We start from the raw sequence: 26,601 nt of genomic DNA on the forward strand, positions 1-26,601 counted from the left end.
ACTTGTTAGTCTTGAGCAAAATATCGGTCAAGGAAATTTAGGGCGTGATTGCGGAGTTCAAAATACTCTTTTGAGTTTCGCATGGCGGCTCGATCGCGGGGATGCTCAAAAGGAACTTCTAATATCTCTCCTATGGTAGCAGCTGGGCCATTAGTCATCAATACGATGCGATCAGACATATAAATGGCTTCATCTACATCATGGGTAATCATCATCACAGCTTGGCGATGGTTTTCCCAGATATCTAATACTTGCCGTTGCAATTTACCCCGAGTTAGTGCATCTAGTGCTCCAAAAGGTTCATCCATCAACAACATTTTTGGGTTGATTGCCAAAGCTCTAGCAATACCTACCCGCTGTTTCATACCTCCAGAGAGTTCATCGGGATACTTGTCAGCCGCCGCCGTTAAGTTTACCATTGCCAAGTGTTCATTTACAATGCTAATTTTTTCAGCCCGTTTGGCATTTTTTAGCACTTCATCCACAGCTAAGCGGATATTTTCCCGCACAGTTAACCAAGGTAGTAATGAATAGTTTTGAAATACCATCATTCTCTCAGCACCAGGTTTGCGAATTTCTTGTCCATCTAACCTTACTGAGCCAGAAGTGGCTTTTTCTAAACCAGCAATAATCTTGAGTAGTGTTGATTTACCACAACCAGAGTGACCAATTACAGAAATAAATTCATCTTCACCAATTGTGAGATTTACACCATCTAAGACAACAAAATTATCTTTATCAGGTGTTGGATAAGACTTGACTAAATTTTCAACTTCTAAAAATCCACTACGGGGCATAACTGGGTTGTGAGTATTAACAGGTAATGAGGTGTATTCCATCATCAAATGCTCCGAAAAAAATTGAGTCACTTAGTCAATATTTAAACTTGGAATTTAAGACATGAAAAAACGAGTAGGAGCATTAGCCCTAATTGCAAAACTATTGAGATAGCCAACAGGATCGCTGGGGTCGAAACCTTTTTTATCTATAAATACTTCTGGAGGTTCGACTTTGTAATCATCCTTGGGACACTCAATGCCCATTTCCGATGCTATCTCCCGATATAAGTCTGCTCTCCAGCCTTGTGCGGCTAGTTTATCGGCATTTTTGGGTAATTCTTTAATTTGTCCCCAGCGAGCTGCTTGTGTCATCAACCAGAGACTTCTGGAACGCCATAAAAATGTTGAGTGTTCTGCTGGCTGTTTGGGAAGGTTTTCAGGAATATCAAAAAAAATTGTGTTATCAGCAGCTTTGATAGTGCGGTCTTTGCCATCAAAGCCACCATAGTTGTAATTGCCAAGAATTCCCGGCCCTGTCAACTTCGTGATTGGGGCATCCTTCTTTTTCGGTTTTGCACCAGTAAAGGAGCGATCTGTAAGTAATTCGGCAACTTCTTGGCGATTTTCGGGTTTGCTGCAATACTGGCAGGCTTCAATCATCGCCTTCACTAAGGAACGATAGGTTTTGGGATATTGGACGATAAAAGATTCCATCACTCCCAGAAGTCTATCTGGGTGTCCCAGCCAGATTTCTTTGCCTTGTGCGAAAGTAAAACCGATGCCTTCGTTACCTGTAATTGCTCGTGTATTCCAAGGTTCTGCCACCATGTAAGCTTGCATTGCCCCAATTCGTACGTTTGTCACCATCTGGGGAGGCGGGACGATGATGACGCGAAACTCCTTGAGTGGATCGACACCAGCAGCGGCAGATAAGTAGCGGACAAAGTATTCATAAATGGAAGAACTCAGTACTACTGCCCAGACTTTGCGTTCTGGCGGTTGTTTGTCAAAGTAGCCTCGGAAGTCTTTCCCAAAGGCTTCTAGGGCGCCATCGCCATATTTTTCTTGGTATTCATACCACGGACGCAGCCCAAAATCCCACATGGCTTTGTTCATCGTCATGGCGTTACCGTGGCGGTGAATGGTCATAGCTGCACACAAGGGGGCGTGGCGTGCGCCTTCAGCACCAATTCTGGCATTAGTAACGGCACCAGATACCACGGGTGAAGCATCGAGACGACCAAAAATTAAGCCGTCACGGGAGGTTGCCCAACTGGCTTCGCGGTTGAGTTTGACGTTTAAACCGTATTTACGGAAGAAACCTTTTTTCCAGGCGATCGCAAATGGCGCACAATCATTGACAGGAACATAACCAACTGTAATATCCGGCTTCTCTGGCAAGTCTTGTCCTCTTACTACTGGTTCAACTGCTAAGGCTTCTTCAGTTAGCCCTTTAGCACCAGTATTTCCAGATATGGCACATGAGGACAACCCAATTCCCGCTGTCGTCGCACTTATTCCTTTGATGAAATCTCTTCGAGTCCAGTTATTCTGATTACTATCACCCATTCCTATAGCTCCAATGGTGATTAATTGCTTGTGCAAAGTCGCAAATTGTCGTTGCGTTTTGCTATTTTGTGATGAATCAAATTTTGTTAATTAGAAGCTGTAGGGCGACGAGTTACTAATTCTTGAATTTTGCCTACTGCGTAATCAAGGACTAATCCAGTTAAGCCAATTACCAACACAGCGAGGAAGACTGAACTCAGATTTAAACGGCTCCACTCGTCCCAGACAAAAAAGCCGATACCTACACCACCTGTGAGCATTTCCACAGCAACAATTACTAACCAAGCAATTCCTAAACTAATTCGCAAACCTGTAAAGATATATGGCAAACTTGCAGGCCAGATAATTTTTGTAATCCGCCGCCAACGAGGCATTTCTAGCACTCTTGCCACATCTAAATAATCTTTGGGAACGCTGGAAACTCCTAGGGCAGTATTAATAATTGTCGGCCATAAGGAGGTAATGAAAATTACAAAAATGGCTGAAGGATCTGACAAATTGAAAATAGCTAGGGCAATAGGTAGCCAAGCTAGGGGCGATACCGGTTTAAAAATCTGAATGATGGGATTGAACGCTAGCATTGCCGGTCTGGACATGCCAATTAGAAACCCTAGAGGAATCGCTACTACTGCACCTAATAAAAAGCCCAATAATACCCGTCGCAGACTGGCGATCAACAACCAGCCAATACCTAAGTTGCCCGGGCCTCTCTGATAAAAGGGATTTAAAATGTAGTCTAGATTAGCGGCTAGCGCTTCCGGCGGGGTGGGCATCAATTCATGATTAGCAAGTGCAACCACCCACCACAGCAAGATGATCCCTATGAACCCTAATAAAGGTAGTAAAAAAACATCCTTGGTGATTGCAGGTTTTGCTTTTTTCCAAGCAGCTTGTCCAGCAACCGCAATGATTGCAGCTAGATTTAGTTGAAATACCATTTACAACCTCAACAGAGTTTAGCACGGGTACAAAAATCTGAGCAGTACCAGCCTTGGACACTGATGAGATCAGAATATTACAATAATTCCGTCTCTTCAGTCTCCTCTCAATGCCTACGAAGTTAGCTGACGGGCTAGGGCTGAGAGATGCCCCTCTCTAATCAATTTTGGATTTTGAATTTTGGATTAGTCTCCAATCACAAATTCCTAAGCAATCGATACAGAGATACGCCCCACAATATCAATATGGTTCCTCCGCTCCAACGCTGTGTATTGTAATGCGCTAGATTAGGCTGACTTACTCTAATGGATACTCCTTGCGTAATATAGCATCGTTGCTCAGTGAAAACATCTGTCTTATGATAAATGTTGTTTATTTAAATACCGAAGTCAAGCGGCTTTCATTGCTTTTCGGTAATCAAGAAAAATTATACTTTTGGTAGTGCTGTGAGTGAACTCCCTACACAGCAAGCTAAATGACGCAGTGAAGTCAAGCATCAAGACTGTTACTTGCTTGGCTATTATTTGTCTATTTAGACAGATATTATACAAAACAATTCCCAATCTCCGGGTAGCCAATCTAGACAACATTGAAAATAAAGAATATATACTTCTTTTGGTAGGTGAACAATTTCACTAATTTTGGTAATACACTATCGCAATCGCTAGACTAATTGAATATGGAAGTTGACTCATCTATCTCGTTGCTGAATTTAACATAATGGATTTTAGTCAAGTACTGGCTGAAAAAAAGGATACCATCCTAAAGATATGGGTTGCGGCAGTTCGCAAAGATAGACGAATTGAAAGTGCTGATGACCTATCCTACACAGCGATAAAAGATCATATCCCTGATGTTTTACAAGCGATGGTGACAGTACTATCAAAATATCAGGATAATGATATTGAGTCGATAGTTACTGCTAGTTTCCAGCATGGCGCTATTCGAGCCGAGCAAGGCTTTGATCCAGCAGAAATTGCCAGAGAATATTATTTACTGCGAACAGTAATATTTGACACTATACAAGCAGATTTATTGAAGGGAACACCAATAGAGATAATTCGTTCTATGCGCTTGATTGACGCTATCGTAGATGAAGCGATCGCTCGGTGTTTCAAGAGTTATGTTGAGGAACGCTTGCGAGAATTACAGCAGTTGCATTCATCATTAGCGCTTCATAATGAGGAACTGACTCGCTTAATTAACGCTAATCAAGAGTATCTTTCCCAACTAGCCCACGAATTGAAACATCCTCTCACTTCCATTATTGGTTACTCGGATCTGTTTTTACGCCAGCAACGACGAAAAACTGATGTGAAAGATAACTATGCCAACTTAGAACATATTGAGCGCGTATTACGTAATGGTAGACAATTACTCCACTTGATCAATGATGTACTAGAACTCTCTCGGTATGAGACAGGGCAGATCAAACTTCAACTAGCACTCACCAATGTGCCTGAATTGATTAATAATGTGTGTGAAATGTTAGCACCTTTAGCTGCTGATAAAAATTTACAAATCGTAGTAGATTGCGATAGCTTTGCCAATACTAAAGGCGATCGCGCTCCCAAAGAAATAACAACAGATTCTTTGAAACTACAACAGATTGTCACAAATCTTATTAGTAATGCGATTCGCTATACAGAGTCGGGAACTATTAACATCGCGTATCAGGTGCTAGACAATGATACATGGGCACTCGCTCCTATGTTGCCTGATGTGCCTTTGAAAAATTCCTCTCCTGTTCCTAGGGCAACAGTTCCAGAGAAACCGTTAGATAATAGAGCATACTTTGCGATTATAGTTTCTGACACTGGAATTGGTATTGCGCCAGAAAACCAAACCCAGATATTTGAACCCTACTTTCGTGTGAGTCCTGATAATAAATCTTATCTTCCCGACAGCACTGGGTTAGGGCTAGCAATAGTCTCCCGATTGGTGCAACTACTGCAAGGTCAAATTCACTTAGTTTCTCAGTTGGGGGTTGGTTCCACTTTCACTGTGATTTTGCCCTTGCAAATAGAGATATCAGAAAGTTGACACTACAACAATCCTTGTTTCTTCAATCTAGCTAGCGCATCTTCAGCCGCAGCTTTTTCTGCATCTTTTTTGTTGCGCCCCTTACCTTCTCCGTAATCTTTTCCATCTACAAGCACTTTGGCTAAGAACTCTGGCGCATGAGACAAACCGCCTATTTGCACTGTAATATATTTGGGAGGATTTGGGGTAACATTGCGTTGCACCCATTCCTGAAAGCGATTTTTTGAGTCTACATTGGAGCGAAATACAACAATCTGTTCAGGAACAGAATCAAACAGCGGTTCTATAACAGCGCGAACTGCTTCAATATCCGAATTATTATCTAGATAGTAAGCACCAAGAACTGCTTCAAAGGTACTGCTAAGTAAATTGGGATTTTGGTAGCCTCCGTCTCGAATTGCGCCTTTTCCTAGCCGCATCCTAAAGTCTAAACCTACCTCAATAGCGAACTTTGCTAATTGCTTTTCATCTACAAGTGCAGAACGCCGCCGCGTTAATTCATCTTCTCCTCTTTCTGGGTGACAACGATAAAGATACTCGCCGCTTAAGAAATTTAGCAAAGCATCACCGAGAAATTCTAGACGTTCGTTGTGTTCCCCTTCTTCAGGATTTTCATGAACATAAGAACGGTGTGTAAGTGCATGGCGTAGAAGTTTTTCATCATGGAATATTAGAATTTTGTGCATTCTTGTATTTTGTATTGTTGCAAAAATTAACTGTTGGAAAGATGTACAAATATGTCTGTCTTCAGGCATGAAAAAACCGCAAATAGCGGTGTTGTTAAAACCCAGTTTTTGTATTTAACTGAGTTTTTAAAAGCTATTTTAAGCAGCCAGTCTGTCTAATTCAATTAAAAACAATTCCTGATTTTGTTTTCGGACTTTACCATCCTTTACAGCAGCATCAATAAACTGACTAAAACTCTTAAATTTCTTGCCATCAGACGTAGAAATAGATGAGCATCCTTGATAGTTAGCACAAAGTTGACGCATCAATTTATCAATGCGACCAAATACAGTAGGCTTACCTTGACTTAAAGCAGTGTTGATGGCTTCAATTAGATACTCTATAGCCTTATTGTAATTAATCTGAGACAGAATATCCGTATTTCGAGGTTGAGTCTTATTGCTATTGCCAACTAGCTGAGGTAATTCATCTACAAAGTAAAAGTTCTCATTACCTACTAGTTTAATCAACTTTGGACTAGCACTACCTCTTTGAGCAAAAACTATCACCTTTTTACCCAAAGTCTTTAATATGCAAATTAAGCCAGCATAGTCCCAATCTCTTACTACCAGAATAATTGCATTAGGACTAGGTGAAGGTTTTGGAGCGAACAGTTGAACACAGTCAGCCATCAATCTATAATCTGCGCTGTTCTCTGTATTGTCAGGAACATCAACACAGTTAAAACCAAGAAATTCTAAATGGTTTTTGGCAAAAACTTGATTTTGATAATATGAATTGTAATATAGTTTTTGCACTCTACACTCCCTTAAAATTGGGCAAAATCTAGCAAAAAAGTAGCTGTTTTTTGAATTGAGTAGACGTTCTGAAGATCACAAAAGATAGCGATAGAGTTTTTTTGTTGGCTTGTTTATCTCTTAGAAGATTTATTCGCGTGTGTCACAGTAATATATCCAGGGTTTTGTGGTGAACTGGACAGTTTCAACAAATCACACATCTAGCAGTAGCAAGGCTTTATATGAGGAATTTATATTCAAAAAGTACTTCCTTGCGATAAAGCTCTCTACATTTGCTTTCGTTTGGTTTAAGTCTCAGCAGTAGAATTCCTGGCTTCCTACCAAGTTCCTCGTCATTCCTCCCGCTGAACATCTCATCTTCCACTGAAAGTCTAGTCAATTGCTTGACTTGACACCAGGCTGAATACTCAGCCGAAGGGATAACACGAAGCTCGGCAGGAAACTAGGAATTCTGCTGCTGAGACAACACCAAAAACTTGCGCTTTAGAGTGCGGTTATTTTGCTGTCTTAAATATACATTTGCATAGCTGATGTTGGATGTCAATAAAGTGATTTATGAAGATTCGGAAAAGCGATCGCCTGACATTCATCATCTCTAATGTTCTGTTATATTGATTATTTAAATAAGATTTTAGCTAATAAAGAATTTACGGTTTATTCTGTGCGATCGCACTATATAAAATACCTAAAATTTTATTAATATCCTTAATATAATACTCGCTCAAATCAATCGAAACTACATTGCTCTAAAGCTTGATAAATTGCCAGATAGTTGCGATAGTCACAGCACCATATATAGCTTTTATCTGATTTTTATTTCTCTCATTAAAAAGTTGGGCAGCTACTATTTCGGCAATACATTATGCTAAACCAGACTTAAGATTCTCGTTTTTACTTTCTACTAAGACAATCACCGGACTGCGTACAAGTAGCTGTTCAGAAGAAAGACTTAAAATAAAATCACAAAAACCATTTAAACATTGCTGGCTATCAACGGTAAAATCAACTCCTGAAAATAAACTGAACTCATAATTAAATTTACGCCTAATTTCTAATAAGATGGGGCTAATTATCATTTCACATCGAGCTTTTTCTGAAATTATCGCTACAGCTAAATCAACATTTTCTTTAAGAAGAATAGATAATAAATCACTACATTATTGTTCTTGTACATTTGCAAATAGTCCAGATGATTCGTTGATAACTAAACCAGAAAAATCAAGAATTTCAAGAAGCTTAAAATCACTATAAGCCATAAAAATCTTTCCCAAATCTCATGATTATAGCAAATTAATAATTTAGTTTAGGCGGAAACACTCTACTTAAATCTAGAAATAAATCAGGGAAACCAGGTAAGATGATTACTTGATTAGGTAAGACAATCCTCTTATTTAAATAACCATGCTTACTTTGATTATCCTGATAGGGTTCACTGTAACATTCTAGATAATTATCAAATAAATTGAATATCCAATAATCGGAAATACCTGCTTTAGCATAGAGGGGTATTTTCACATCTTGGTCATAATTTAAAGAAGAATCAGAAACTTCCATCACCAATAATACATCAGCAGGTTGAGGGTGAGCCGAAAGATAATCATCAAAACGATTTTGAACAATACCAAAATCTGGTTTAGGTTCGCTGTTAGGTGGCAAAGTAATCGGAGCTTGAGATTGCAGAGTCGCCTTGTCTCCCAACAATTTTGGGAGTTCTTTCCACAATTTTCGCAAACAAGTTTCATGGGCTGTACCTTTCGATACCATTTCAATAATTTCCCCATTGATTAATTCAATATGGTCATCTTCATGGAAAAAACCTAATTCAGTAAGCTTGTGGTATTCATCCAGTGTGAAGCGTTTAGCCTGAGCAATACTCATAAATGTTCCTCCCAAAGGAAATGCGATGGCGTAACCGCCCGCCGGAGGCGATTGCCCTTATATTCTAAATGTGCCAGAAATTGGTATGCTAAAAGCCTAGACTAACTATTATTCAAACCATGCCTGCGCCCACTATTAACCCTACTATCACGGCTTTTCCCCTGACAGCTGTAGTCGGTCAAGAAGCAATTAAATTAGCCTTACTATTAGCAGCAGTCGATCCGGGGTTGGGGGGAGTAGCGATCGCAGGTCGTCGCGGTACGGCAAAATCTGTAATGGCTCGTGCTATTCACGCCCTACTACCGCCAATTGAAGTTGTGAAAGGCTCAATCAGCAATTGCAACCCCAATCACCCAGAAGAATGGGATGACCAACTATTGGCGGAGTATGCAGATAAAGATATTGAGAATGTCCCCGTCGAAATCATCCCCGCGCCTTTTTTACAAATCCCTCTAGGTGTGACAGAAGACAGGCTTTTGGGCTCTGTAGATGTCGAACAGTCAGTAAAACAAGGTGATACTATATTTCAGCCTGGGTTACTCGCCTCAGCTAATCGAGGTGTCCTATATGTTGATGAAATCAACTTATTAGATGACCAAATATCAAATCAACTGTTAACAGTATTATCTGAGGGACGCAACCAGATTGAGCGAGAAGGTATTAGTTTTCAGCATCCTTGCAAGTCGTTATTTATTACTACCTATAACCCAGAAGAAGGGGGATTGCGAGAGCATTTATTAGATAGAATTGCGATCGCTCTCTCGGCAGACGGTGTACTCGGCTTAGATCAAAGAGTAGCAGCAGTAGAGCAAGCCATTGCCTATTCCCAATCTCCCCAACAGTTTCTCCAACAATACAGCGAAGACTTAGACGCTCTCAAAACTCAAATCATCCTGGCACGGGAATGGCTCAAGGATGTCTGCATTACCCATGAACAAATTGCCTACTTGGTAGATGAAGCAATTCGCGGCGGAGTTCAGGGACATCGCGCTGAGTTATTTGCCACGCGAGTTGCCAAGGCTGCGGCGGCTTTAGAAGGACGGACAACAGTCAATGCTGAAGATTTGCGCCGTGCTGTGGAATTGGTGATTGTCCCACGAGCAACAATTGTGCAGACACCGCCACCCGAACAATCACCGCCACCGCCTCCACCTCCACCTCAAAATCAAGAAGAACCCCCAGACGAATCCGAAGAGGAAGAACAGGAAGAACAAGAAGAAAATCAAGAGCAAGAACCCCCCAGCATCCCGGAAGAGTTCATTTTTGACCCGGAAGGGGTGATCCTTGACAACAGCGTGCTTTATTTTACGCAAATGGCGAAGCGGCAGGGCAAATCTGGCAGTCGCAGTATCATCTTTTCCGAAGACCGGGGGCGTTACATTAAGCCGATGTTGCCTAAAGGGAAAGTACAACGCATTGCTGTAGATGCCACGCTCAGAGCCGCTGCTCCATATCAAAAAGCACGACGTGAAAGACACCCAGATAAAAAAGTGATTGTCGAGCAGGGTGACATTCGCTCGAAGCGCTTGGTACGTAAAGCTGGGGCGTTGGTGGTATTTGTCGTAGATGCTTCTGGCTCAATGGCTCTCAACCGAATGCAGTCAGCTAAAGGTGCTGTTATGCAACTTTTGACAGAAGCTTATCAAAACCGAGATCAAGTAGCGTTGATTCCCTTCCGGGGAGAACAGGCAGAGGTACTATTGCCTCCAACACGTTCTATTGCTTTGGCACGAAACCGCCTAGAAAGGTTGCCCTGTGGTGGAGGTTCGCCACTAGCGCATGGTTTAACACAAGCTGTGCGTGTCGGCTTGAATGCCCAGATGAGTGGAGATATTGGGCAAGTTGTGATTGTAGCGATAACCGATGGGCGGGGTAATATTCCCTTGGCGCGTTCTTTAGGCGAACAGCTAGAACCAGGAGAAAAGCCTGATATAAAATCGGAATTGATAGAAATTGCAGCCAGAATCCGTGCTTTGGGAATACAGTTGTTAGTAATTGACACTGAAAGTAAATTTGTTTCTACTGGTTTTGCTAAGGAATTAGCACAAACAGCAGCAGGTAAATATTATCATTTACCGAAAGCGACAGATCAAGCGATTGCTGCCATGACTAAAGGTGCGATCGCTGATTTAAAATCTCGGTAATTAGTCATTTGTCATTTGTCAATAACTAAGACCCAGTTGGCATTACTTGAGGTTGCAAGTAGCAAATCAAATCCTGAATTCCTTTTTGCAGATACCGTGTTACTGTCATAGGACTCGTGCCAATTTTCTTCGCAGCATCCTTGCGAGAAAGTTCCTTGAGAAACACCATTTCAACTGCCATGCGCGGCTTTTCTTCTAACATACCTATTGCTCCTTGGAGTTGCTGCCGTTCTTCATCTAGTTGCTGGAGAGCAGTAGAACGGGGACAAGGAAGTGCTTCACCCAAGGTTATTTGACAATCAACATAATTAACAGCCGTCGCATCTAAACTCAAAGGCATCCGGTTTTGAGCTGCTAACTTGGTTTCTTGCCATTCTTGCACAGATACTTGAAGTTCGTTAGCAATTTCAGCATCTTTGGGAGGGCGACCTAAAGACAATGCCAATTCTTTGCGAACTTTTTGTCCCTCATTGTACAGTTCTTGCCAACGACGAGGAATTTTTAATAGAGTACTGCGATCACGCAAAAAATGCAGCATCTCACCTCGAATGTATGGCACAGCAAAAGAACTAAAAGCATATCCTTGGCTGGGGTCGAAGCGCTCAATTGCCCTAATTAGACCAAAATAACCGATTTGTTCTAAATCTTCATAAGGTTCATTACATTGATGGCTGAATTTATGAGCCATTTTTCGCACTAAGCCAGTGTGCAACTGTACAAGTTTATTACGAAGTTTAATAGAGGGATTCTGGTGGTAATAGTGTAATAATTCTATACCTTCAGTTCGTAAAGAGGACTCACTTATTGCCATATAAATTCCTTTGGTGTAACTCCTTTTATTCAGAAATTGGAGTTGCGTATTTCTTCTTCAAAGCTGTCATTATTTTCCTTAGTCAAGCTTGAATAAGCCATCGTCGTTTTACTGAACTTGTGAGGGGTCTGACTCCACAATTCAGTATTTGTACGCATGATTTTGTAACCCTATCTGTTGCTGGTTATTTTTGTTTTTCAGATAATAATTGAGCATTGCATAATCTTTTTTGTCGAGTTTATTCCTAACTTGTAGAACTAAACACTGGTTTCTTGACTTAAATATTGGTAAGAATGAGAATAATCAAGATGTTTCTCTAAAAAACTAGTTTTTCATTATGAGCAATACCAGCAATTTCCGTGAAGCTATCCGTGAGGCTAAATCCCACGCACTCGTTGGCCCAAATGTAATTGCCAATGCCCTCCCCTATGTGGGCGGTGGTCTTGTGCTAACCGCATTGGGAACTTATGGCGGTCTGGGAGTTATCCGTACCAACCCCGGTCTGTTCTTTCCCACCTTTATCGGTGCAGTGATTGTAGAGTTAATTCTGTTCTTTGTTGCTCAAAATGTTGCCCAAAAAGGCAACAAAGGTCTTGCACTACCTCTATTAGCAACCTACAGCCTTCTATCTGGATATACTCTCAGTGGTTTAGTGTTCGTCGCCTTGAGAACTCAAGGTGTTGGCATTCAAGGTATTGGTTTAGCTGCTCTTGGTTGTGGTGTCACTTTTATTGCCGCTCGCCAAGTTGGTTCAAATCTCTCTGAGCAAGACGGGATGGCTTTGACAAAAACCATCAATCTCGGCGTCATTGCCTTGGTGGTTGTCTGTCTCACACAATTTGTGTTTGCCATGTTTGGTGTTTACACGCCAAATTGGTTAGAAATCGCTATCTCAGGTTTGGGGGTATTTCTATTTGTTGGGGTATCTGTTGTCGATTTTTACATCTTGCCCCGCACTTACCGCGATGACCAGTATCTACCCGCTGCTTTATCGATGTATCTCACCTACATCAACCTGTTCGTCTTTATTTTGCGGCTGCTAATTGCCATCAATGGTCGTGATTAAACATTCGTAAGTACAACAAGGATGTCTGAGAAGTCAAAAATGCTATACTCGGAGCGATCGCGTAATTTACCCTCACTATACAAGCAAGCTACGCGTAGCGTCTGGCTCCATAGGCATTTCATAAATTAACGGAGGAGATTCTTCTCTACGAGACGCTGCGCGAACCTGACGCTTTGTTCGAGTCAGAATAACAAAATATCCCCACCATGCTTTTCAGACATCCTTTGAGCTTGCAGAAGGGGCATTAAATTAGGATGTGACGCCCAATTTTCCCCTTGAGTGAACAAAGCTTGAATTTATAAACTTTTTAACACATAAGGCACGACAGGCAATTCTTTCAGTTTGCCGAAAACCTAAAACATTTTGCACAACTTTGTAGGCTGCTCTTTTACTGTTAGTTTTAAACTCTGGGAATAGAGCTAAAGCCTCTTCTAAAAATATTAAATATTGTGAATAATCAACAAATAATGACTCTCTAGCCAGTTCAAAATATGATTTAGCTAAAGCATGACGATACTTTATTGAAAGTTTATTCATCTCTAATAATTGCCTTTCGACTTTCTGTAATACCAGATAATGGCTTTTTAACCAGCGGCTTTTAGAGGAAGTAGAAACTGTTACAGAACCATGTCGTCTATAAATCGAATAACAGCCAGGTTGATATACAACCTTAGCTCCATTCATTACCGCTGATAAGAAAAAATCTCTATCTTGTGCAGCGGTTAAAGTTTCATCCCAGCCGCCACTATTTTTTACGGCGGTTCTTTTATAAAGTAAAGCAGCAAGAGCAACCCACCAATTTGCTAACAGAGAAGCCAAGATATCTGCGTGTGCTTCAGAAATTTCTATATTTTCCATGATGAAACTTGAGCCATTAGACAAATGACGCTGATGTCTCCAATCACCATAAACAATATCTGCTCCCGTTTCCTCTAGAAAACCAACTTGCTTTTCTATCTTTTCTGGTAAAATATAGTCATCCGCATCCAAGTACTGAATGTAGTCTCCCTTGGACAAATCAAAGCCTTTATTTCTAGCGTAATTTCCTCCTTTATGGGCCAAACTTTGCCAAATAATCTTATCTCCGTAACTTTTGATAATCTCTAAACAATTGTCCGTAGAACCATCATCAATTACAATAATTTCAATATTGGAATAGGTTTGTTCCAAGCAGCTATTAATTGCTTCTGCCAACCATTTTTCTGCATTAAAACAGGGTATGATTACCGAAACGAGCTTGGTCATAAAGATTTACCTAATATGAAAAAAATAGGTTGCTAGTGTTGTGACGATGGCCCTGTTACTTTCATACTTTTATATGAAATGTGTAAAATAAGTTTCCAAATCTAACACTTATACTTTGTATGCAGTCGATAATTTTTTCAATCTTGATTGATAAAACCGTGAAGCGATGCGGGGAAAGGTATGAAGTGGATCGATTCCTATAGCCCAGCATAAGCTGAATAAAGCTGCACGTTTTTGACCCATATCGTAGGATCTGTGAGCGTGTTCATACACAAACTTAGCGAACATCTTCGGATGCGCTTTGAAAAGTGATTTATGCTTATGCACAAGACGGAGAAAACTTTCTTGACGAAGCTTTGGATTACGTGAAACTCTATCTCCCTCGTGGGTATAGAGTTGGTAAGTAACGATAGGTAAACCGAGCAACGAGCAAGCTGGATTGAGCCGTAGGAAGAGTTCGGAGTGGACACGAGAGCGAAATGTCTGATCCCAGCCACCGATTTGCTGAAGCACCTCACGCTCTACAACTAGGGTTTGCTTGGTATTATATGATTTACCCGGTTCAAGCTCTTCTAGAAAGAAGTGAGCGCCGCGTGGACGCAGTGGAGGAGGTAGGCGCGTGCCGAAGACTTGACCCTGAGAGTTCACTTCTTCCAAGCCAGATATGACTGCTACAGGTGTTGGTAATGCTGCCTGAGACAGTGCTTCTAGCGACACGGCTGCCATGTGGGAAAGGAGCTGGTCATCGTCGTCAAGGAAAGTAACCCATCGACCGAGGGCGGCGTCAAGACCGATATTACGAGCTCCCGCACCACCATGAGACTCTGATAGGCGAATCGTCCGCAGTCGAGGACGACTTGGCAAGTCTATGGGCTGCGTCGAAGCGTCGTCAACTACGATGACCTCCAAATCTTCTACTGTTTGTTCAAGGGCACTTTTGACAGCATGTGTGATTAGATGAGGGCGGTTATGAGTTGGGATGATAATACTGAGTAGAGGGTTGCTCATCTTCAATACCTTTGTTTGTCAAAGTTTGAAATTACCGAATAATTAGATTATTTACTGACAACTTTCCATGTCCGGGGTTGATAATACAAACATTGACCGCTATATTTGCTTGGTTTTACTGCAAATCTAAAAGATTCAACTATATCAAAAGAGCATACACCCTCTTTCACATAGATTTTGGCGTTGTATAAACCAGGTACTAAGCCACAGTAAGGCATCTGCATTTGGATCTCAACTTTTCCAGGAAGTATTTTGAGAGTTACATTATCACTTGCTGAGGTGAGATATAAAACTCGCTCATTCTCTCCAGATAAAGCTGAAATCTTTATGCCTAAAATGGCATCATCAATTTGTTGGAGTGCTTTGCATTCTACACAAAAATAAGCAGGTTCACCGCAAAGTGGTGCTGCAATTATATTTCCTTGCTCATCTTTAAAATAAACAGACAGAATATCTAAACCCAAACTTTCACTCTCTGGTTTTTCTGCTAAATACATGGCTCCTAGAGATGTTTCTGTTCCTCCCAAACTGAGATCTTCTTCATATTTACGAAAAACAACTTCTGTTTCACCAGATGTAATTAACTGACCTTTTGCCAAATAAATAGCAGAATCACATACATTTAATATAGAATGAGGATTATGAGAAACTAAGACAAAAGCTGTGCCATTTTCCCGAAGTTTAGCTAGCCTTTTGTAGCATTTCATTCTAAACTTTATATCCCCAACAGCTAGCACTTCATCAATGAGCAAAATATCTGGTTCTATGTGAACTGCACAAGCAAATCCTAGGCGTGCGGCCATCCCAGAACTATAAGTTTGCACAGGAGAATCGATGGCATCCGAAATTTCTGCAAAATCTATGACATCCTCAAATCTCTTCTTAATTTCTTTTGTGGGTAGTCCTAAAATGGACATATTTGCATAGATGTTTTCTCGCCCTGTCAAGATGGGATTAAACCCTGCTCCTAGCGCAATTAATGGAGCCACCCTACCATTAACTTGCACAGAGCCAGTATCAGGTTTAATCAAACCACTAATGATCCGTAAGAGCGTACTTTTTCCCGCTCCATTTGAACCTACTAAACCTATCGCTTCTCCTCGCCGTATTTGAAAACTAACATCTTTGAGCGCCCAAAACTCTTTAGGTCGCAAAGTATCACTTTTTCTAGTGCCTCCTGTTAACTCTGTGGCAATATCTTGAACACCGTAGAATAAGGATCGTTTTAAGTCTCTACAAAACTTCTTGGAAACATTATCAACTGCAATAACTATTTCAGTATATTGGGATGGAACGGTAATCTCTCTATCTACTAAATTAGTCATTATTAGGAACTCACTCTCTCAACCACGAAAGGCATAGCAAGACGAAATCCAATCCAAGTAAATACTAAGCCAACTAAAGTAATTACACTTACCACCCAAAATCTATAAGGGTCTGATATAACTCCTGTTGTTGCTAACTCTCTAGCTGTTACTAATAGAGGAGTAACAGGATTCAGTTTTACCAAAAAACCAAAGGTTCCACTACTAGGAACTGGATATACAACTGGAGTCACAAAAAGCCAAAATCCTGTAATCATAGTTAGTCCTTTGGAAATATCTTGATACAATACACCCAAAGGAGCTAACAAAACACCAATAAATGTTCCTAGTAATACTAAATGAATTAATGCCACGATCGCTAAAATCGCCGTCCAACTCACAGACACTTTAAACCAGATAAACAACGCCACGATGAGAATCAGCTTGATGGCAAAGTTGAAAAATACTTCCCCTAGCTTTGCCAAAATCAGTGCTTCTCGCGGAAAGTTGACTCTGGCTAACATAGGTTTTGCGGCCGTCACTGCTTGCACGGGGCCATTCAAAGCTTCAACAAATGTCTGCCACAAAGCGGTGCTGAACATGACATAAGCTGGATAGGGTAAATCTGTTGCCCCAACACTAATGACATTGGCATCCTTAGCAAGGGTGAACCCAGTTGCCATGACAATTGGGGGTAAAAAAGCCCAGGCTACCCCTAAAAATGACTGACGGTATTGGGCGCTGATATCCCTTATCATCAGTCGCCAAGTAAGTTCGCGAGCAGCTAGCAGGTCTCGCCACATTTGTTGAAACAATCGTTTAGGATGCCTAAGTAGGCTTTCAGGTGTGTAAACTACCTCAGGCGGCATCTTAAACCCTCATTCTGCTGCATAATTTTTATCCTTATTAACGAGGCAATCATAATTTCCATCGCAGCTGATCTGCAACTTTTTTGTAAACATAACAATGGGTTGCAAGATAATTTAGTTGCGATCGCCTTGAGAATACCAAAATACTGATCTTCTGGGCTACAGGGATATTTGCTCAACTCGGGACTGTTCTAGAAATCAGATCGATTTGATTGGTACCAAAACGACGGGCCTGTTCTGTCCCAAGCAGAAGTGCGAAGTGCATAGTTGTGAGCAGCGTTGATAATGAGAATGTCGCTTATCCAGCTAGCATGGAGATCTGGGCAGTAGGAAACCCACGTTGAGGCATCGAGCTGATGACAGTACCAGTCGTCATCAACTTGACAGGCCAGAACCACCATCAACCACGCAATGACGCTGTACTTGCAGATTTCTCTAAATTTGTTGGGGCTTGGTTTTGCACAGGCAAAGTTTGAGTATAGCGGGTAGTAATATAACGGTTGAGCGCTTTGTCCATAACACTCAAAATTTTAACAGCCGCTCGTGAGCCAAATTTGCCGATGGGCAGTTTACTAGCAAAGGGATTGATGATTGCCATATTTCGCCGCCACCCCAACCGTTTGTACTTATTTTTGAAGTATTCATCTTCGGTGAGGTTCCATTTGTCGCGCAGGCGTTTGAGACTTGCTAGTTCCCAGGCATCGCTCCAACGTAGCATGTAATAATTTATGTCTGTCAACTCCAGTGGTTGTCCTGTCATGTAAGTCATCAGAGATTCGGGTTCTAGGTAGACTGTACCACCAGCTTCAGTTACCAAGATGCACAAATCAACGTGTTCTTTGGTATTTAGCAGTGCTTCATCTAACAGACCAATTTGCTGAAATATCTCTGTGCGTACCATCATGCAGTGGAACTCTGCTAGCCCAGTTTTTTGCCGTTGCAGCTGGGGACGGACATCTGCAACCCGCCGACCTTGTTTATAAATCTTTTCAATTATTCGTCGTCTTGTTGTTTCGCCTTTAGTTTCCACCTTTACGCCAGATTCTCCACCTGCACAATGTACTTCTTCGTGTAGAGTTTTACCCTGGCAGACGAGGGGGCTAACGATGGTCGCGCCTGTTTCTTCTGCACACTGCACTAAGGACTTGAGCCAACCGGAAGAAACTACTACGTCATTATCAATGAAAACGACATACTTGCTCGTAACTTGACGCAGACCCATGTTTCTGGCGCGGTTTGGCGAGAGATAGTAATCAGTGCGAATCAACTGAAATTGTTTTTGCTTTGCTTGCTCTGCCAAGTAATCTTTGATGTGACGAGGGGAACCTCCATCTACGTAAATTAACTGAAAGGGATATTCAGTATGTTCGTAAATGCTTTCCAAGGATTCACGGGTATGGCTGAAACGCTCCCGTGGGGAAACAATAATTGTAACTTCTGGAGTTGCGATCGCTGACGAGTTCATATCTAAATCAATATCCTTGGTTAATTTCAATTGATGTAGTTGGGAAAGACTAAAAACAGAATGAAAGTTGAAAGATGAAAATTTTAGATTTCTACTTTTGTAATGAGCGTCTGTAGTTGATATTGCATTGCTATTTCCATTTCTTGAGAAATGTATAGTTTACTGCAAAACCTCATGTTGAAGCTAATAGCGCCAAATCTTGAGATTGCAGATCATTTATCAATACTTGTCGATAAATTTGGACTAGCTCATCGTTTAGCTTGTTGATGTCGTAGTTTGATTCTACATAGGTACGACCTGCTTGACCCATCTGTGACCAAATTTCTGGATGTTCTATGAGATAACTTAATTTCTCTGCGATCGCATCAGCATCTCGTTCTGGAACTAGAAAACCAGAAATACTATCTTGCACAAGTTCAGGGATACCACCGTGACGAGTAGCTATAACTGGCAAAGTCATCAACATTGCTTCTTTTAAAGTATTGACAGGAGCATCTTGATCGCCATTTGTAGCTGTAACACTGGGAGCCATGAATATATCGGAATTGTCGAGAATCTCAATAATTTCTGGCTGATTTTTCCAACCTAGAAGCTGGACTTTATCTGCAATATTTAGTTCCTCAATTAACTGTTGTAAATTTTCTTTTAAATATCCATCACCGATGATATTGTACTCGATGTTCTGATGAATACTGGATACTTTAGCAACAGCACGTATGCTATATTCTATGCCTTTTTTTTCGATCAGACGACCAGTTGTCGTAATGCGAACCTTGCCATCGGGATGAGGATTTCTAAGTTTAAACGGAAACCGACTGCTATCTATCCCGGAACCATGCACGACGATTTTTTTCTCATCACAACCTAGTTTGATGGCTCTTTTCTTGAAATACTCGCAATTTGCTAAGAAAAAATCTCCTTTAGCAAATAGTGAGTCATAAACATCTTCTCCACGTTGCTGAACAACTTGGCTGATATCGTAACCCCGAAATGTAGTAATTAACTTTCCTTGGATGGCGCCAATATCACGCAAAATTAGGCCTTCTTGGGCGAATGTTCCAAATTGGCAATGTATGATATCATACGGCTGAGCTTTTAATAGCCGGATAACTGAGTACAGTAAGCGCAAGGAGGTTGATCGCCCACCATACTTGAACAAGTTGAGCGATCGCAATAATACTAAAGGAGCTGTATGAAAATTTGTGAGTACTAATTGCAGACCTTTGAGGAAACGCAAAAAATAATTTCTGGGTATTTCTGGTGGATAGTAGGTACGAGCTAATAGGTGATATTTTGCTACGTCTGGATGAACTTTAAAAGTATCATCTGGTTGATAACCGTAAATATCTACCTCATGTCCACGGCAAATCAAACCTATAATTTGGTTCAGAACAAATGTCTCTGATAATACAGGAAACTTCCCGACTATAAAGGCGATTTTCATAGGGAAACACTTAAAAGCGTATTGACTGTTTATAGCCTGATGCGAAGCTTACTTTTGCTCTAAAGTTCTCTCTTGTTATAACAATATTTTTAAGTATATATTTGTTCTCTATTTAAAGGAAATAAAATTTTAAATAAATATTTTTAAAGAAACAGTAAAGCAACGCATGTTTTTTAATGCTGATTAAAAGCCTACAAAGCCTACAGCAAAATGATTTGGCATTTAAAAATCGACAAATTGAGAGCTATTTTATTAGTACTGATCATAAGCGCAGATTATTAATGATGAGAGTCAAGATTTTATCTGAAAAATCACGCTAAAAAATCTAGCAAAGATACGATCAGTACTAGTAACTCTGCTGAAATTAACTTTTATGTCCTTAACTGAAAAGATTCTTTCCCAACTACCGGGCGATGTTCTGGGAGGATTGCGTCAAGGCGATCGCATCTTAACATCACTCAGAGAAAACACTGCACCAGTGCCAACATTAGTTAAAGAAAGTCAGCAACCTTTAGGTAATATTGACTGGGATGTAATTATTTGCGGTAGCACATTAGGAATTTTAATTGGTTGTGCCTTAGCTGTGAAGGGATTGCGAGTGGCACTTATAGAAAGGGGGATCTTACGTGGTAGAGAACAAGAATGGAATATCTCTCAAGATGAGTTAAATGTATTTTTGGAATTAAACCTATTGACAGATGCGGAATTAGAACAAGCGATCGCTACCAAATATAACCCAGCACGAGTCAGCTTTCACGGTGGTACAGAAGTTTGGGTAGAGGATGTGCTAAATATTGGCATAGATCCAGTTTATTTACTGGCTACCTTGAAAACAAAATTTTTGTCTGCTGGTGGAAAGTTGTTAGAAAATACACCTTTTACCGAAGCCGTAGTTCATCCAGATGGGGTGATCGTAAATAACCAATTCAAAGCTAGATTGTTAATCGATGCAATGGGGCATCTTTCTCCCATCACCCAGCAAGCACGCCAAGGAAAGAAACCAGATGCCCTTTGCCTAGTAGTGGGAAGTTGCGCCCAAGGTTTTCCGGAAAATCACTCAGGCGACTTGTTATTATCATTTACATCCTTGCAGAATCAATGCCAGTACTTCTGGGAAGCCTTCCCAGCCAGAGATGGCAGAACCACTTACTTATTCACTTACATGGATGCACATCCACAACGCTTAAGTTTGGAAGCTCTATTTGAAGAATATCTGCGTCTCTTACCAGAATACCAAGGTGTGGAATTGAGCCAGTTAAAGTTTCAACGAGCGCTGTTTGGATTCTTTCCTACCTATCGCCAAAGTCCCCTCAAAACCCCTTGGAGCCGCATTGTGCCAGTGGGAGATAGCAGTGGGAGTCAATCACCCTTGAGTTTTGGTGGTTTTGGTGCGATGGTGCGTCACCTAAAGCGTTTAACATTTGGCATCTACGAGGCACTACAAACTGAGCAATTATCTGCTAAAGCACTGTCACTACTGCAACCTTATCAGCCTAGTTTGACTGTTACTTGGTTGTTTCAAAGGGCAATGAGTGTCGGCGTGAATCAGAAGATTGCCCCAGATCAAATTAACCAACTGCTCTCTGCTGTGTTTCAAGAAATGCAACAGTTGGGTACGCCAGTGTTAAAACCATTTTTGCAAGATATAGTGCAGTTTTCGGCGCTGACACAAACATTGTTAAAAACTGGTTTGGCACATCCGGGATTAGTTGCCAAAATAATTCCGCAAGTAGGTTTGGGAAGTTTACTAGATTGGATGGTGCATTATAGAAATTTGGGTGTTTATACTGCCTTATTTTGGTTAAGCCCAATGTTAGAAACATGGCTTAAGAATCAACCAAGCGAACAACAATATTATTGGCATCGTTTGGTTGATGCATGGAAGTATGGTTCTGGCGCTGATTATTCGGATGGAACTTGAATAATATGTGTGTGAGGATAACATGATTGAGCGGAAATCATCAGGGATCAAGTACTTTGCAGTATTGATTGAATTATTGCGCGATCGCAATGGATTTTTAGAGGAAGTTCGACAAGGTACGAGATTACCAAATAAAATCATTTCTCTGCTAGTTTGTAGTTCCATATTTCTCGCTATTTATGGCGGAATTATTGGTGCATACCATAGCTGGATGCAAGCTTTATCTTCCGCCATTAAACTGCCAGCTCTCTATTTAATCACACTGCTGATTTGTATACCGACTTTGTACTTTGCTAATATTATTTTTGGTTCAAAGCGGACTTTTGGTCAGCATTTAGCATTAGTGCTAACTGCGGTTTCAGTTACTAGTGTGCTTTTATTTAGCTTTGCACCAATCACACTATTTTTTCTGATTACTACTAATAATTACCAGTTTTTAATTTTATTAAATGTATTTCTCTTTGCAATAACTGGATTTATTGGTATTTCGTCTTTATATCACGCTACAAGTTTGGTTTTAGAACAAGAGAATGAAGGTAGTAATACGCGCCAAAAGATTCTGCAATTTTGGCTATTTCTTTATGCTTTTGTAGGTAGTCAACTAGGATGGACTCTCAGACCGTTTTTTGGTACACCTGACTCTGTATTTCAACTGTTTCGCGAACGAGAAGGCAATTTCTATTTAAGTGTAATTCAAGCTATTACCTATCTATTAGGATTTCGTTAATTAATCATTAATCTCAAAAGATTATGTTAGAAAAAAATAAATCTCGTGAAATTCAACAATTTGGTGTCTTAGTTAATTTACTACGCGATCGCCAGGGGTTTTTAGAAGAAATTCGTCAGGGAGTGCGACTACAAAATAAAATCAGTTCTCTGTTCGTTTCTAGTTCCATTTTCTTTGCTATTTATGGTGCAATTATCGGCGCATCTCACAGTTGGGCGCAGGCTTTATCTGGTGCGATCAAACTCCCAGCTTTCTACTTATTAACACTCATCATTTGTTTTCCGACTTTATTCTTTTTTAATGTTTTGTTTGGTTCTCGAAGCAGTATTCAACAGCATTTTGTTGTGTTACTCACATCTGTATCAGTGATTAGTGTGCTTTTATTCAGTTTGGCACCTGTAACACTATTTTTTCTGATCACTACTCCCGACTCTTATCAATTTTTTAAACTGTTGAATGTATTAATTTTTGGCATCACAGGTATTTTTGGCGTTAGGTTCCTGTATGAGGGAATGCAGTTACTTTCCCAACAAGACGAAGTCGGCAAAAAAACCCGTACTACTATTTTAAGATCCTGGTTATTACTTTATGCTTTTGTTGGCGTACAGTTAGGATGGTTTCTCAGACCGTTTTTTGGTGCTCCTGACTCTAAATTTGAGTTGTTTCGCGCCGTGAAAGGCAACTTTTATCTTGATATTGTAGCGGCGGTTTCGGAAATTTTAGGTTTCCGTTAATTTCAGATTTTATCGCCTCGGCTCAGATTTAAGATTCCCGACTTTTTAGAAAAGTCGGGAATCTTGCGTTATCAAGCCAATAATTCATCGACTGCTACGCTGAAACCTTTTAGCACAGTTTGAGTGCTGACAACCTCACCAGAAATAAATACAAATTGCTGGTTTTGAGTGATCACAATAATCCAACGGTTTTCTGGAAATACTAACCATACTTCTTCACCTTGAGATTGCAAATATTCTTGAGATTTGGCAATAATCTCTTCAGCAATATCTGTAGGGGAAACAATCTCAGCAATTAGTGGAAAACTTTGGGGTAACGCAGCGGGTTCGCCAAACTGAGTAATTAATTCTGGTGTGAGATAAGCAACATCAGGAACACGTCCCTGTTTGTTAGTGCGACAGGGTACTTCTGTATAAACTTGTCCCCCTTGTCCGCTAGAATCTTTGTAATTTCTCCAGTAATAAGCTACATTGGCTTGAATCCGACTATGCTTTAGTGTCACTCCATTTTTCTCCACTAATTCCCCATCCACCCATTCTGTATTATCAGGGGGATTTTGCATCCAGTCTTCTAAAGAAACATCTGGTGACACATTTGTAATAACTGTAGCAGTTACCATGACTATCTATTCTCCTGGACAGCACTTACTAATATTATTACTACTTATTTCTCAAAACACTCCATTGCTGTTTCTACTTTCTGAATTTGCCTAGGTGCTTGCATTTCATTAAAAAGAGCGATCGCTTGAACAAAATCTTCCCGACTTTTATTAATTTCATTCATTTTTTGATAAGTCAACGCACGTTGAAAATAAGCCTCGGCTAAATCTGATTTAGCACCTATCTTATCCAGAATTTCTATTGCTTCTGAATGGTGAAAAAGCGCTCTAGCAAATTCTCCTTGTTCACGATACAACTCAGCTAGGCAACTTATAGCTTTAGCCTTAATCTGGGTAAAGTTGTTATCGTCAGAGTGAAATATAGCTCTTTTGCACAAATCAAACGATTTTTTAGTATTCCCTAAATTTTTGTAAGTTAAGCAGAGAGTTATTAAACTATGTCCTATTCCCCATAAAGTTACTCTACTTGATAATGACATTGCAGAAAATGCCTCTTCTGCAATATAAAAGGCATCTTCTCTACTACCAGAACATGATTTGATTAAAGCCAAACAACATTGAGCATAAGCCATGTAATCATCAAGCTGGCTATTTTGTTCAGCAAGGCTGCAAACAGAAATGAAACAATCTTCAGCTGCTTCCATTTCCCCCAGTTCAAGCTTACAAAGTCCTTTATTGAACCAAATAGAAATTTTTGTTGGCTTTACATCTAAATTATCTAATATTTCACTTGATCTTTCATAGCACTCTATAGCTTCTCTAATACAACCGATAATTCGATATGTATAGCCCAGGATAATGTAAAGTTTAATTAATCTTTCTTGCGATTTGATATCATCTATTATCCGCTTAATCACAGAAAAATTTTTCTGGAGCAATCCCAACTGATAAAACGAGGAACCTAAAGGTAATCCTGTACTCCACTGTTGACCTCGCCCTTGTAAAATTACATCACCAGCTTGCTCAAAATCACTAATTTCTACATAGTGATAATATGCTTCTAAAGCTGTCAAGGCATCTGTAATATTTTTGACTATTTCAACCTTTTGTGTCCAAAAATCTGCTGCTTTGCGGTTCACTATTTCCCATTCTTCGCCTACTAACCTTAATCTACTGATTGCTTCATCACGAATTACAGGGTGTAGCCAGTATTGCCCTTTTTTAGTTTCTATTAAAGACAAATCTTGCAAGGCTTTGATTACACGTTTACACTGTTGTTCAGGTACATCCCAAAGCAAGCATAAAACTCCCTCGATAGGTATAGAAGGAATATCTTGATAGCGATAGCATCCTAAACGATACAGTAAGCAATAAGCTTCAATATCAATCTGTTGGAGACGGGTAAATTGACTGGCGACTAAATCTTTTAACTCTCTTTCTATTAACAAATCTGTGCGATTTTCTTGCCAATAAGCATTTATATCGCCATTAAAATCCGTCAAGATAGCGCCTCGGAGAATTTGCATTGCTTTGGCGTTACCTCCATAAGCTTTGCACATTTCACTGAGAACAGTAGAATCACAATTTATTTGGCGACGGCTGAAAAATTGCCGCCACGCTTCATCATCTAACCCTTCTAAGGTGTAAAGATGAACTTCTATACTAGACTCACGCAAACGCTCACGACTTGTTACTAAGGTAACAGAATGTACATCTGGATCTGCTAATACTCTTAATAACTCAACATAAGGCCGACGACATTCTAGGAACTTGCCATTTTTATCTAGAGCAGTTTCTAGGTTGTCGATAAATACGCCAATTTTGGGAGTATGCTCTCGCAACTTCCGCCGCAGTCGCTCTAAGTTGATGCCAAAATCGCGTCCTGGTTCTTCGTTAAAGTCTCGCCGTAGCCATTCCTCCACCACACTCTCTACAGGGGTGAGGTTTTGGATTTCTGTAGCCATCCATAGTTCTAGAACAAAATCAAACTTTTGATTTTTAAAATATTTACGTGCTAAGGTTGTTTTGCCAACACCGCCTTCACCTTGGATGAGAATAACTTTTGCTTCTCTACTAACGAGGGTGTGGATCTCGGCTATTTCGCGATCGCGTCCTATAAAGCTAGAATCTATATCTTGGGGTTTAGTATTGTTACTGCTTAAATTGAGGACATGAGATTTTTGTGAGTGCTGGGTTGTCCAAAATCCCTGAACCACGCCTTGGAAGGTTGATTTTGAGACTTTCTCTCCTAAAACATCTGATAGTAGATGCCAAAGTCCTGCACCAACTGCTTTTAAATGCGCTTCTGTATAACTGCAACTGTTGCCAATATCCTGGTAAGTCCGCTTTTCATCCTCCCACAAATGAACCAAGATAATCCTTTGAGTTTTATCTAAGTGTTCTCCCGTCTTGAGAAAAACTAAGCTGTCTACAAACTCTAAGGCTTCTTCTGCACCCATTTGCTGACTTGATGTATCATTTTTACTTCATTATAACTATATTTTTAGTACTTATTCCTACTGGTCATACTACAAACTACTTTTTCCTACCGAATATTAAACTACTTTATCCGACTGCAAGCCATAGTAGATTGTATTACTCTTGTAATTAA

21 protein-coding genes and 1 riboswitch are annotated in these 26,601 nt (G+C 40.4%); of the genes, 6 read left to right on the top strand and 15 right to left on the bottom strand.

Features of this window, described 5'->3' with window-relative positions:
* Positions 1 to 5: 5 nt before the first annotated feature.
* The 3 genes from HCR01_RS08345 to ntrB form a co-directional block, all read right to left on the bottom strand.
* Positions 6 to 839, bottom strand: coding sequence for an ABC transporter ATP-binding protein (locus HCR01_RS08345; protein ID WP_193195908.1), 834 nt, complete (start codon positions 837 to 839; stop codon positions 6 to 8).
* Between the two features lie 54 nt (positions 840 to 893).
* The gene (locus tag HCR01_RS08350) at positions 894 to 2,348 is read right to left on the bottom strand and encodes an ABC transporter substrate-binding protein (protein WP_193195766.1); all 1,455 of its coding nucleotides are present in this window, start codon (positions 2,346 to 2,348) and stop codon (positions 894 to 896) included.
* A gap of 86 nt (positions 2,349 to 2,434) precedes the next feature.
* Complete coding sequence (gene ntrB / locus HCR01_RS08355) at positions 2,435 to 3,286, bottom strand: nitrate ABC transporter permease (RefSeq protein WP_193195767.1); 852 nt, start codon at positions 3,284 to 3,286, stop codon at positions 2,435 to 2,437.
* 96 nt (positions 3,287 to 3,382) lie between these two features.
* A riboswitch (cyclic di-AMP (ydaO/yuaA leader) is annotated at positions 3,383 to 3,591 on the bottom strand.
* Between the two features lie 416 nt (positions 3,592 to 4,007).
* On the opposite strand from ntrB, the gene HCR01_RS08360 reads away from it, so the two are divergent.
* Positions 4,008 to 5,330, top strand: a complete 1,323-nt coding sequence (locus HCR01_RS08360; RefSeq protein ID WP_193195768.1) for a sensor histidine kinase — start codon at positions 4,008 to 4,010, stop codon at positions 5,328 to 5,330.
* 2 nt (positions 5,331 to 5,332) lie between these two features.
* On the opposite strand, the gene rnc is transcribed toward HCR01_RS08360, so the two are convergent.
* From rnc to HCR01_RS08375, 3 genes are all read right to left on the bottom strand, one after another.
* Positions 5,333 to 6,016 carry a ribonuclease III gene (gene rnc, locus HCR01_RS08365; protein ID WP_193195769.1) on the bottom strand — a complete coding sequence of 228 codons (684 nt, stop codon included), beginning with the start codon at positions 6,014 to 6,016 and terminating at the stop codon, positions 5,333 to 5,335.
* Positions 6,017 to 6,154: 138 nt separating this feature from the next.
* A complete protein-coding gene (locus HCR01_RS08370) occupies positions 6,155 to 6,814 on the bottom strand; it encodes an NYN domain-containing protein (RefSeq protein ID WP_320073092.1) in 660 nt (219 codons plus the stop codon).
* A gap of 1,290 nt (positions 6,815 to 8,104) precedes the next feature.
* Positions 8,105 to 8,692 carry a Uma2 family endonuclease gene (locus tag HCR01_RS08375; protein WP_193195770.1) on the bottom strand — a complete coding sequence of 196 codons (588 nt, stop codon included), beginning with the start codon at positions 8,690 to 8,692 and terminating at the stop codon, positions 8,105 to 8,107.
* A gap of 119 nt (positions 8,693 to 8,811) precedes the next feature.
* Here HCR01_RS08375 and bchD point away from each other — a divergent pair, with 119 nt between their 5' ends.
* Positions 8,812 to 10,836, top strand: coding sequence for a magnesium chelatase ATPase subunit D (gene bchD / locus HCR01_RS08380; protein WP_193195771.1), 2,025 nt, complete (start codon positions 8,812 to 8,814; stop codon positions 10,834 to 10,836).
* A 25-nt stretch (positions 10,837 to 10,861) separates the two neighbouring features.
* Here bchD and HCR01_RS08385 read toward each other — a convergent pair whose 3' ends face one another.
* The gene (locus HCR01_RS08385) at positions 10,862 to 11,647 is read right to left on the bottom strand and encodes an RNA polymerase sigma factor SigF (protein ID WP_193195772.1); all 786 of its coding nucleotides are present in this window, start codon (positions 11,645 to 11,647) and stop codon (positions 10,862 to 10,864) included.
* Between the two features lie 337 nt (positions 11,648 to 11,984).
* On the opposite strand from HCR01_RS08385, the gene HCR01_RS08390 reads away from it, so the two are divergent.
* Entirely contained in the window at positions 11,985 to 12,713 is a 729-nt protein-coding gene (locus tag HCR01_RS08390) for a Bax inhibitor-1 family protein (RefSeq protein ID WP_162397954.1), read from the top strand.
* Positions 12,714 to 12,962: 249 nt separating this feature from the next.
* On the opposite strand, the gene HCR01_RS08395 is transcribed toward HCR01_RS08390, so the two are convergent.
* From HCR01_RS08395 to HCR01_RS08420, 6 genes are all read right to left on the bottom strand, one after another.
* A complete protein-coding gene (locus HCR01_RS08395) occupies positions 12,963 to 13,958 on the bottom strand; it encodes a glycosyltransferase (RefSeq protein ID WP_193195773.1) in 996 nt (331 codons plus the stop codon).
* 108 nt (positions 13,959 to 14,066) lie between these two features.
* A complete protein-coding gene (locus HCR01_RS08400) occupies positions 14,067 to 14,966 on the bottom strand; it encodes a glycosyltransferase family 2 protein (protein ID WP_193195774.1) in 900 nt (299 codons plus the stop codon).
* A 47-nt stretch (positions 14,967 to 15,013) separates the two neighbouring features.
* Positions 15,014 to 16,291, bottom strand: coding sequence for an ABC transporter ATP-binding protein (locus tag HCR01_RS08405; RefSeq protein ID WP_193195775.1), 1,278 nt, complete (start codon positions 16,289 to 16,291; stop codon positions 15,014 to 15,016).
* Between the two features lie 2 nt (positions 16,292 to 16,293).
* Positions 16,294 to 17,139, bottom strand: coding sequence for an ABC transporter permease (locus tag HCR01_RS08410; protein ID WP_193195776.1), 846 nt, complete (start codon positions 17,137 to 17,139; stop codon positions 16,294 to 16,296).
* 400 nt (positions 17,140 to 17,539) lie between these two features.
* The gene (locus tag HCR01_RS08415; RefSeq protein WP_193195909.1) at positions 17,540 to 18,604 is read right to left on the bottom strand and encodes a glycosyltransferase family 2 protein; all 1,065 of its coding nucleotides are present in this window, start codon (positions 18,602 to 18,604) and stop codon (positions 17,540 to 17,542) included.
* Positions 18,605 to 18,776: 172 nt separating this feature from the next.
* Positions 18,777 to 20,048 (bottom strand): glycosyltransferase, encoded by a 1,272-nt coding sequence (locus HCR01_RS08420; protein ID WP_193195777.1) that lies wholly within the window; start codon positions 20,046 to 20,048, stop codon positions 18,777 to 18,779.
* A 373-nt stretch (positions 20,049 to 20,421) separates the two neighbouring features.
* On the opposite strand from HCR01_RS08420, the gene HCR01_RS08425 reads away from it, so the two are divergent.
* The 3 genes from HCR01_RS08425 to HCR01_RS08435 are packed head-to-tail and all read left to right on the top strand — an operon-like array spanning position 20,422 to position 23,430.
* On the top strand, positions 20,422 to 21,969 hold the full coding sequence (locus tag HCR01_RS08425) for an NAD(P)/FAD-dependent oxidoreductase (protein WP_193195778.1): 1,548 nt from the start codon (positions 20,422 to 20,424) through the stop codon (positions 21,967 to 21,969).
* Positions 21,970 to 21,991: 22 nt separating this feature from the next.
* Entirely contained in the window at positions 21,992 to 22,696 is a 705-nt protein-coding gene (locus HCR01_RS08430) for an actin-binding WH2 domain-containing protein (protein ID WP_193195779.1), read from the top strand.
* 23 nt (positions 22,697 to 22,719) lie between these two features.
* Positions 22,720 to 23,430, top strand: coding sequence for an actin-binding WH2 domain-containing protein (locus HCR01_RS08435; RefSeq protein ID WP_193195780.1), 711 nt, complete (start codon positions 22,720 to 22,722; stop codon positions 23,428 to 23,430).
* A 71-nt stretch (positions 23,431 to 23,501) separates the two neighbouring features.
* Here the strand turns inward: HCR01_RS08435 and HCR01_RS08440 are convergent, their stop codons facing one another.
* Both HCR01_RS08440 and HCR01_RS08445 read right to left on the bottom strand, forming a co-directional pair.
* Positions 23,502 to 24,050 (bottom strand): Uma2 family endonuclease, encoded by a 549-nt coding sequence (locus tag HCR01_RS08440; RefSeq protein ID WP_193195781.1) that lies wholly within the window; start codon positions 24,048 to 24,050, stop codon positions 23,502 to 23,504.
* Positions 24,051 to 24,094: 44 nt separating this feature from the next.
* Positions 24,095 to 26,449: a tetratricopeptide repeat protein gene (locus HCR01_RS08445; RefSeq protein ID WP_193195782.1), complete on the bottom strand. Its 2,355-nt coding sequence runs from the start codon at positions 26,447 to 26,449 to the stop codon at positions 24,095 to 24,097.
* Positions 26,450 to 26,601 lie beyond the last annotated feature (152 nt).

The organism is Nostoc sp. MG11 (assembly GCF_014904695.1).
Taxonomy (GTDB): domain Bacteria; phylum Cyanobacteriota; class Cyanobacteriia; order Cyanobacteriales; family Nostocaceae; genus Komarekiella.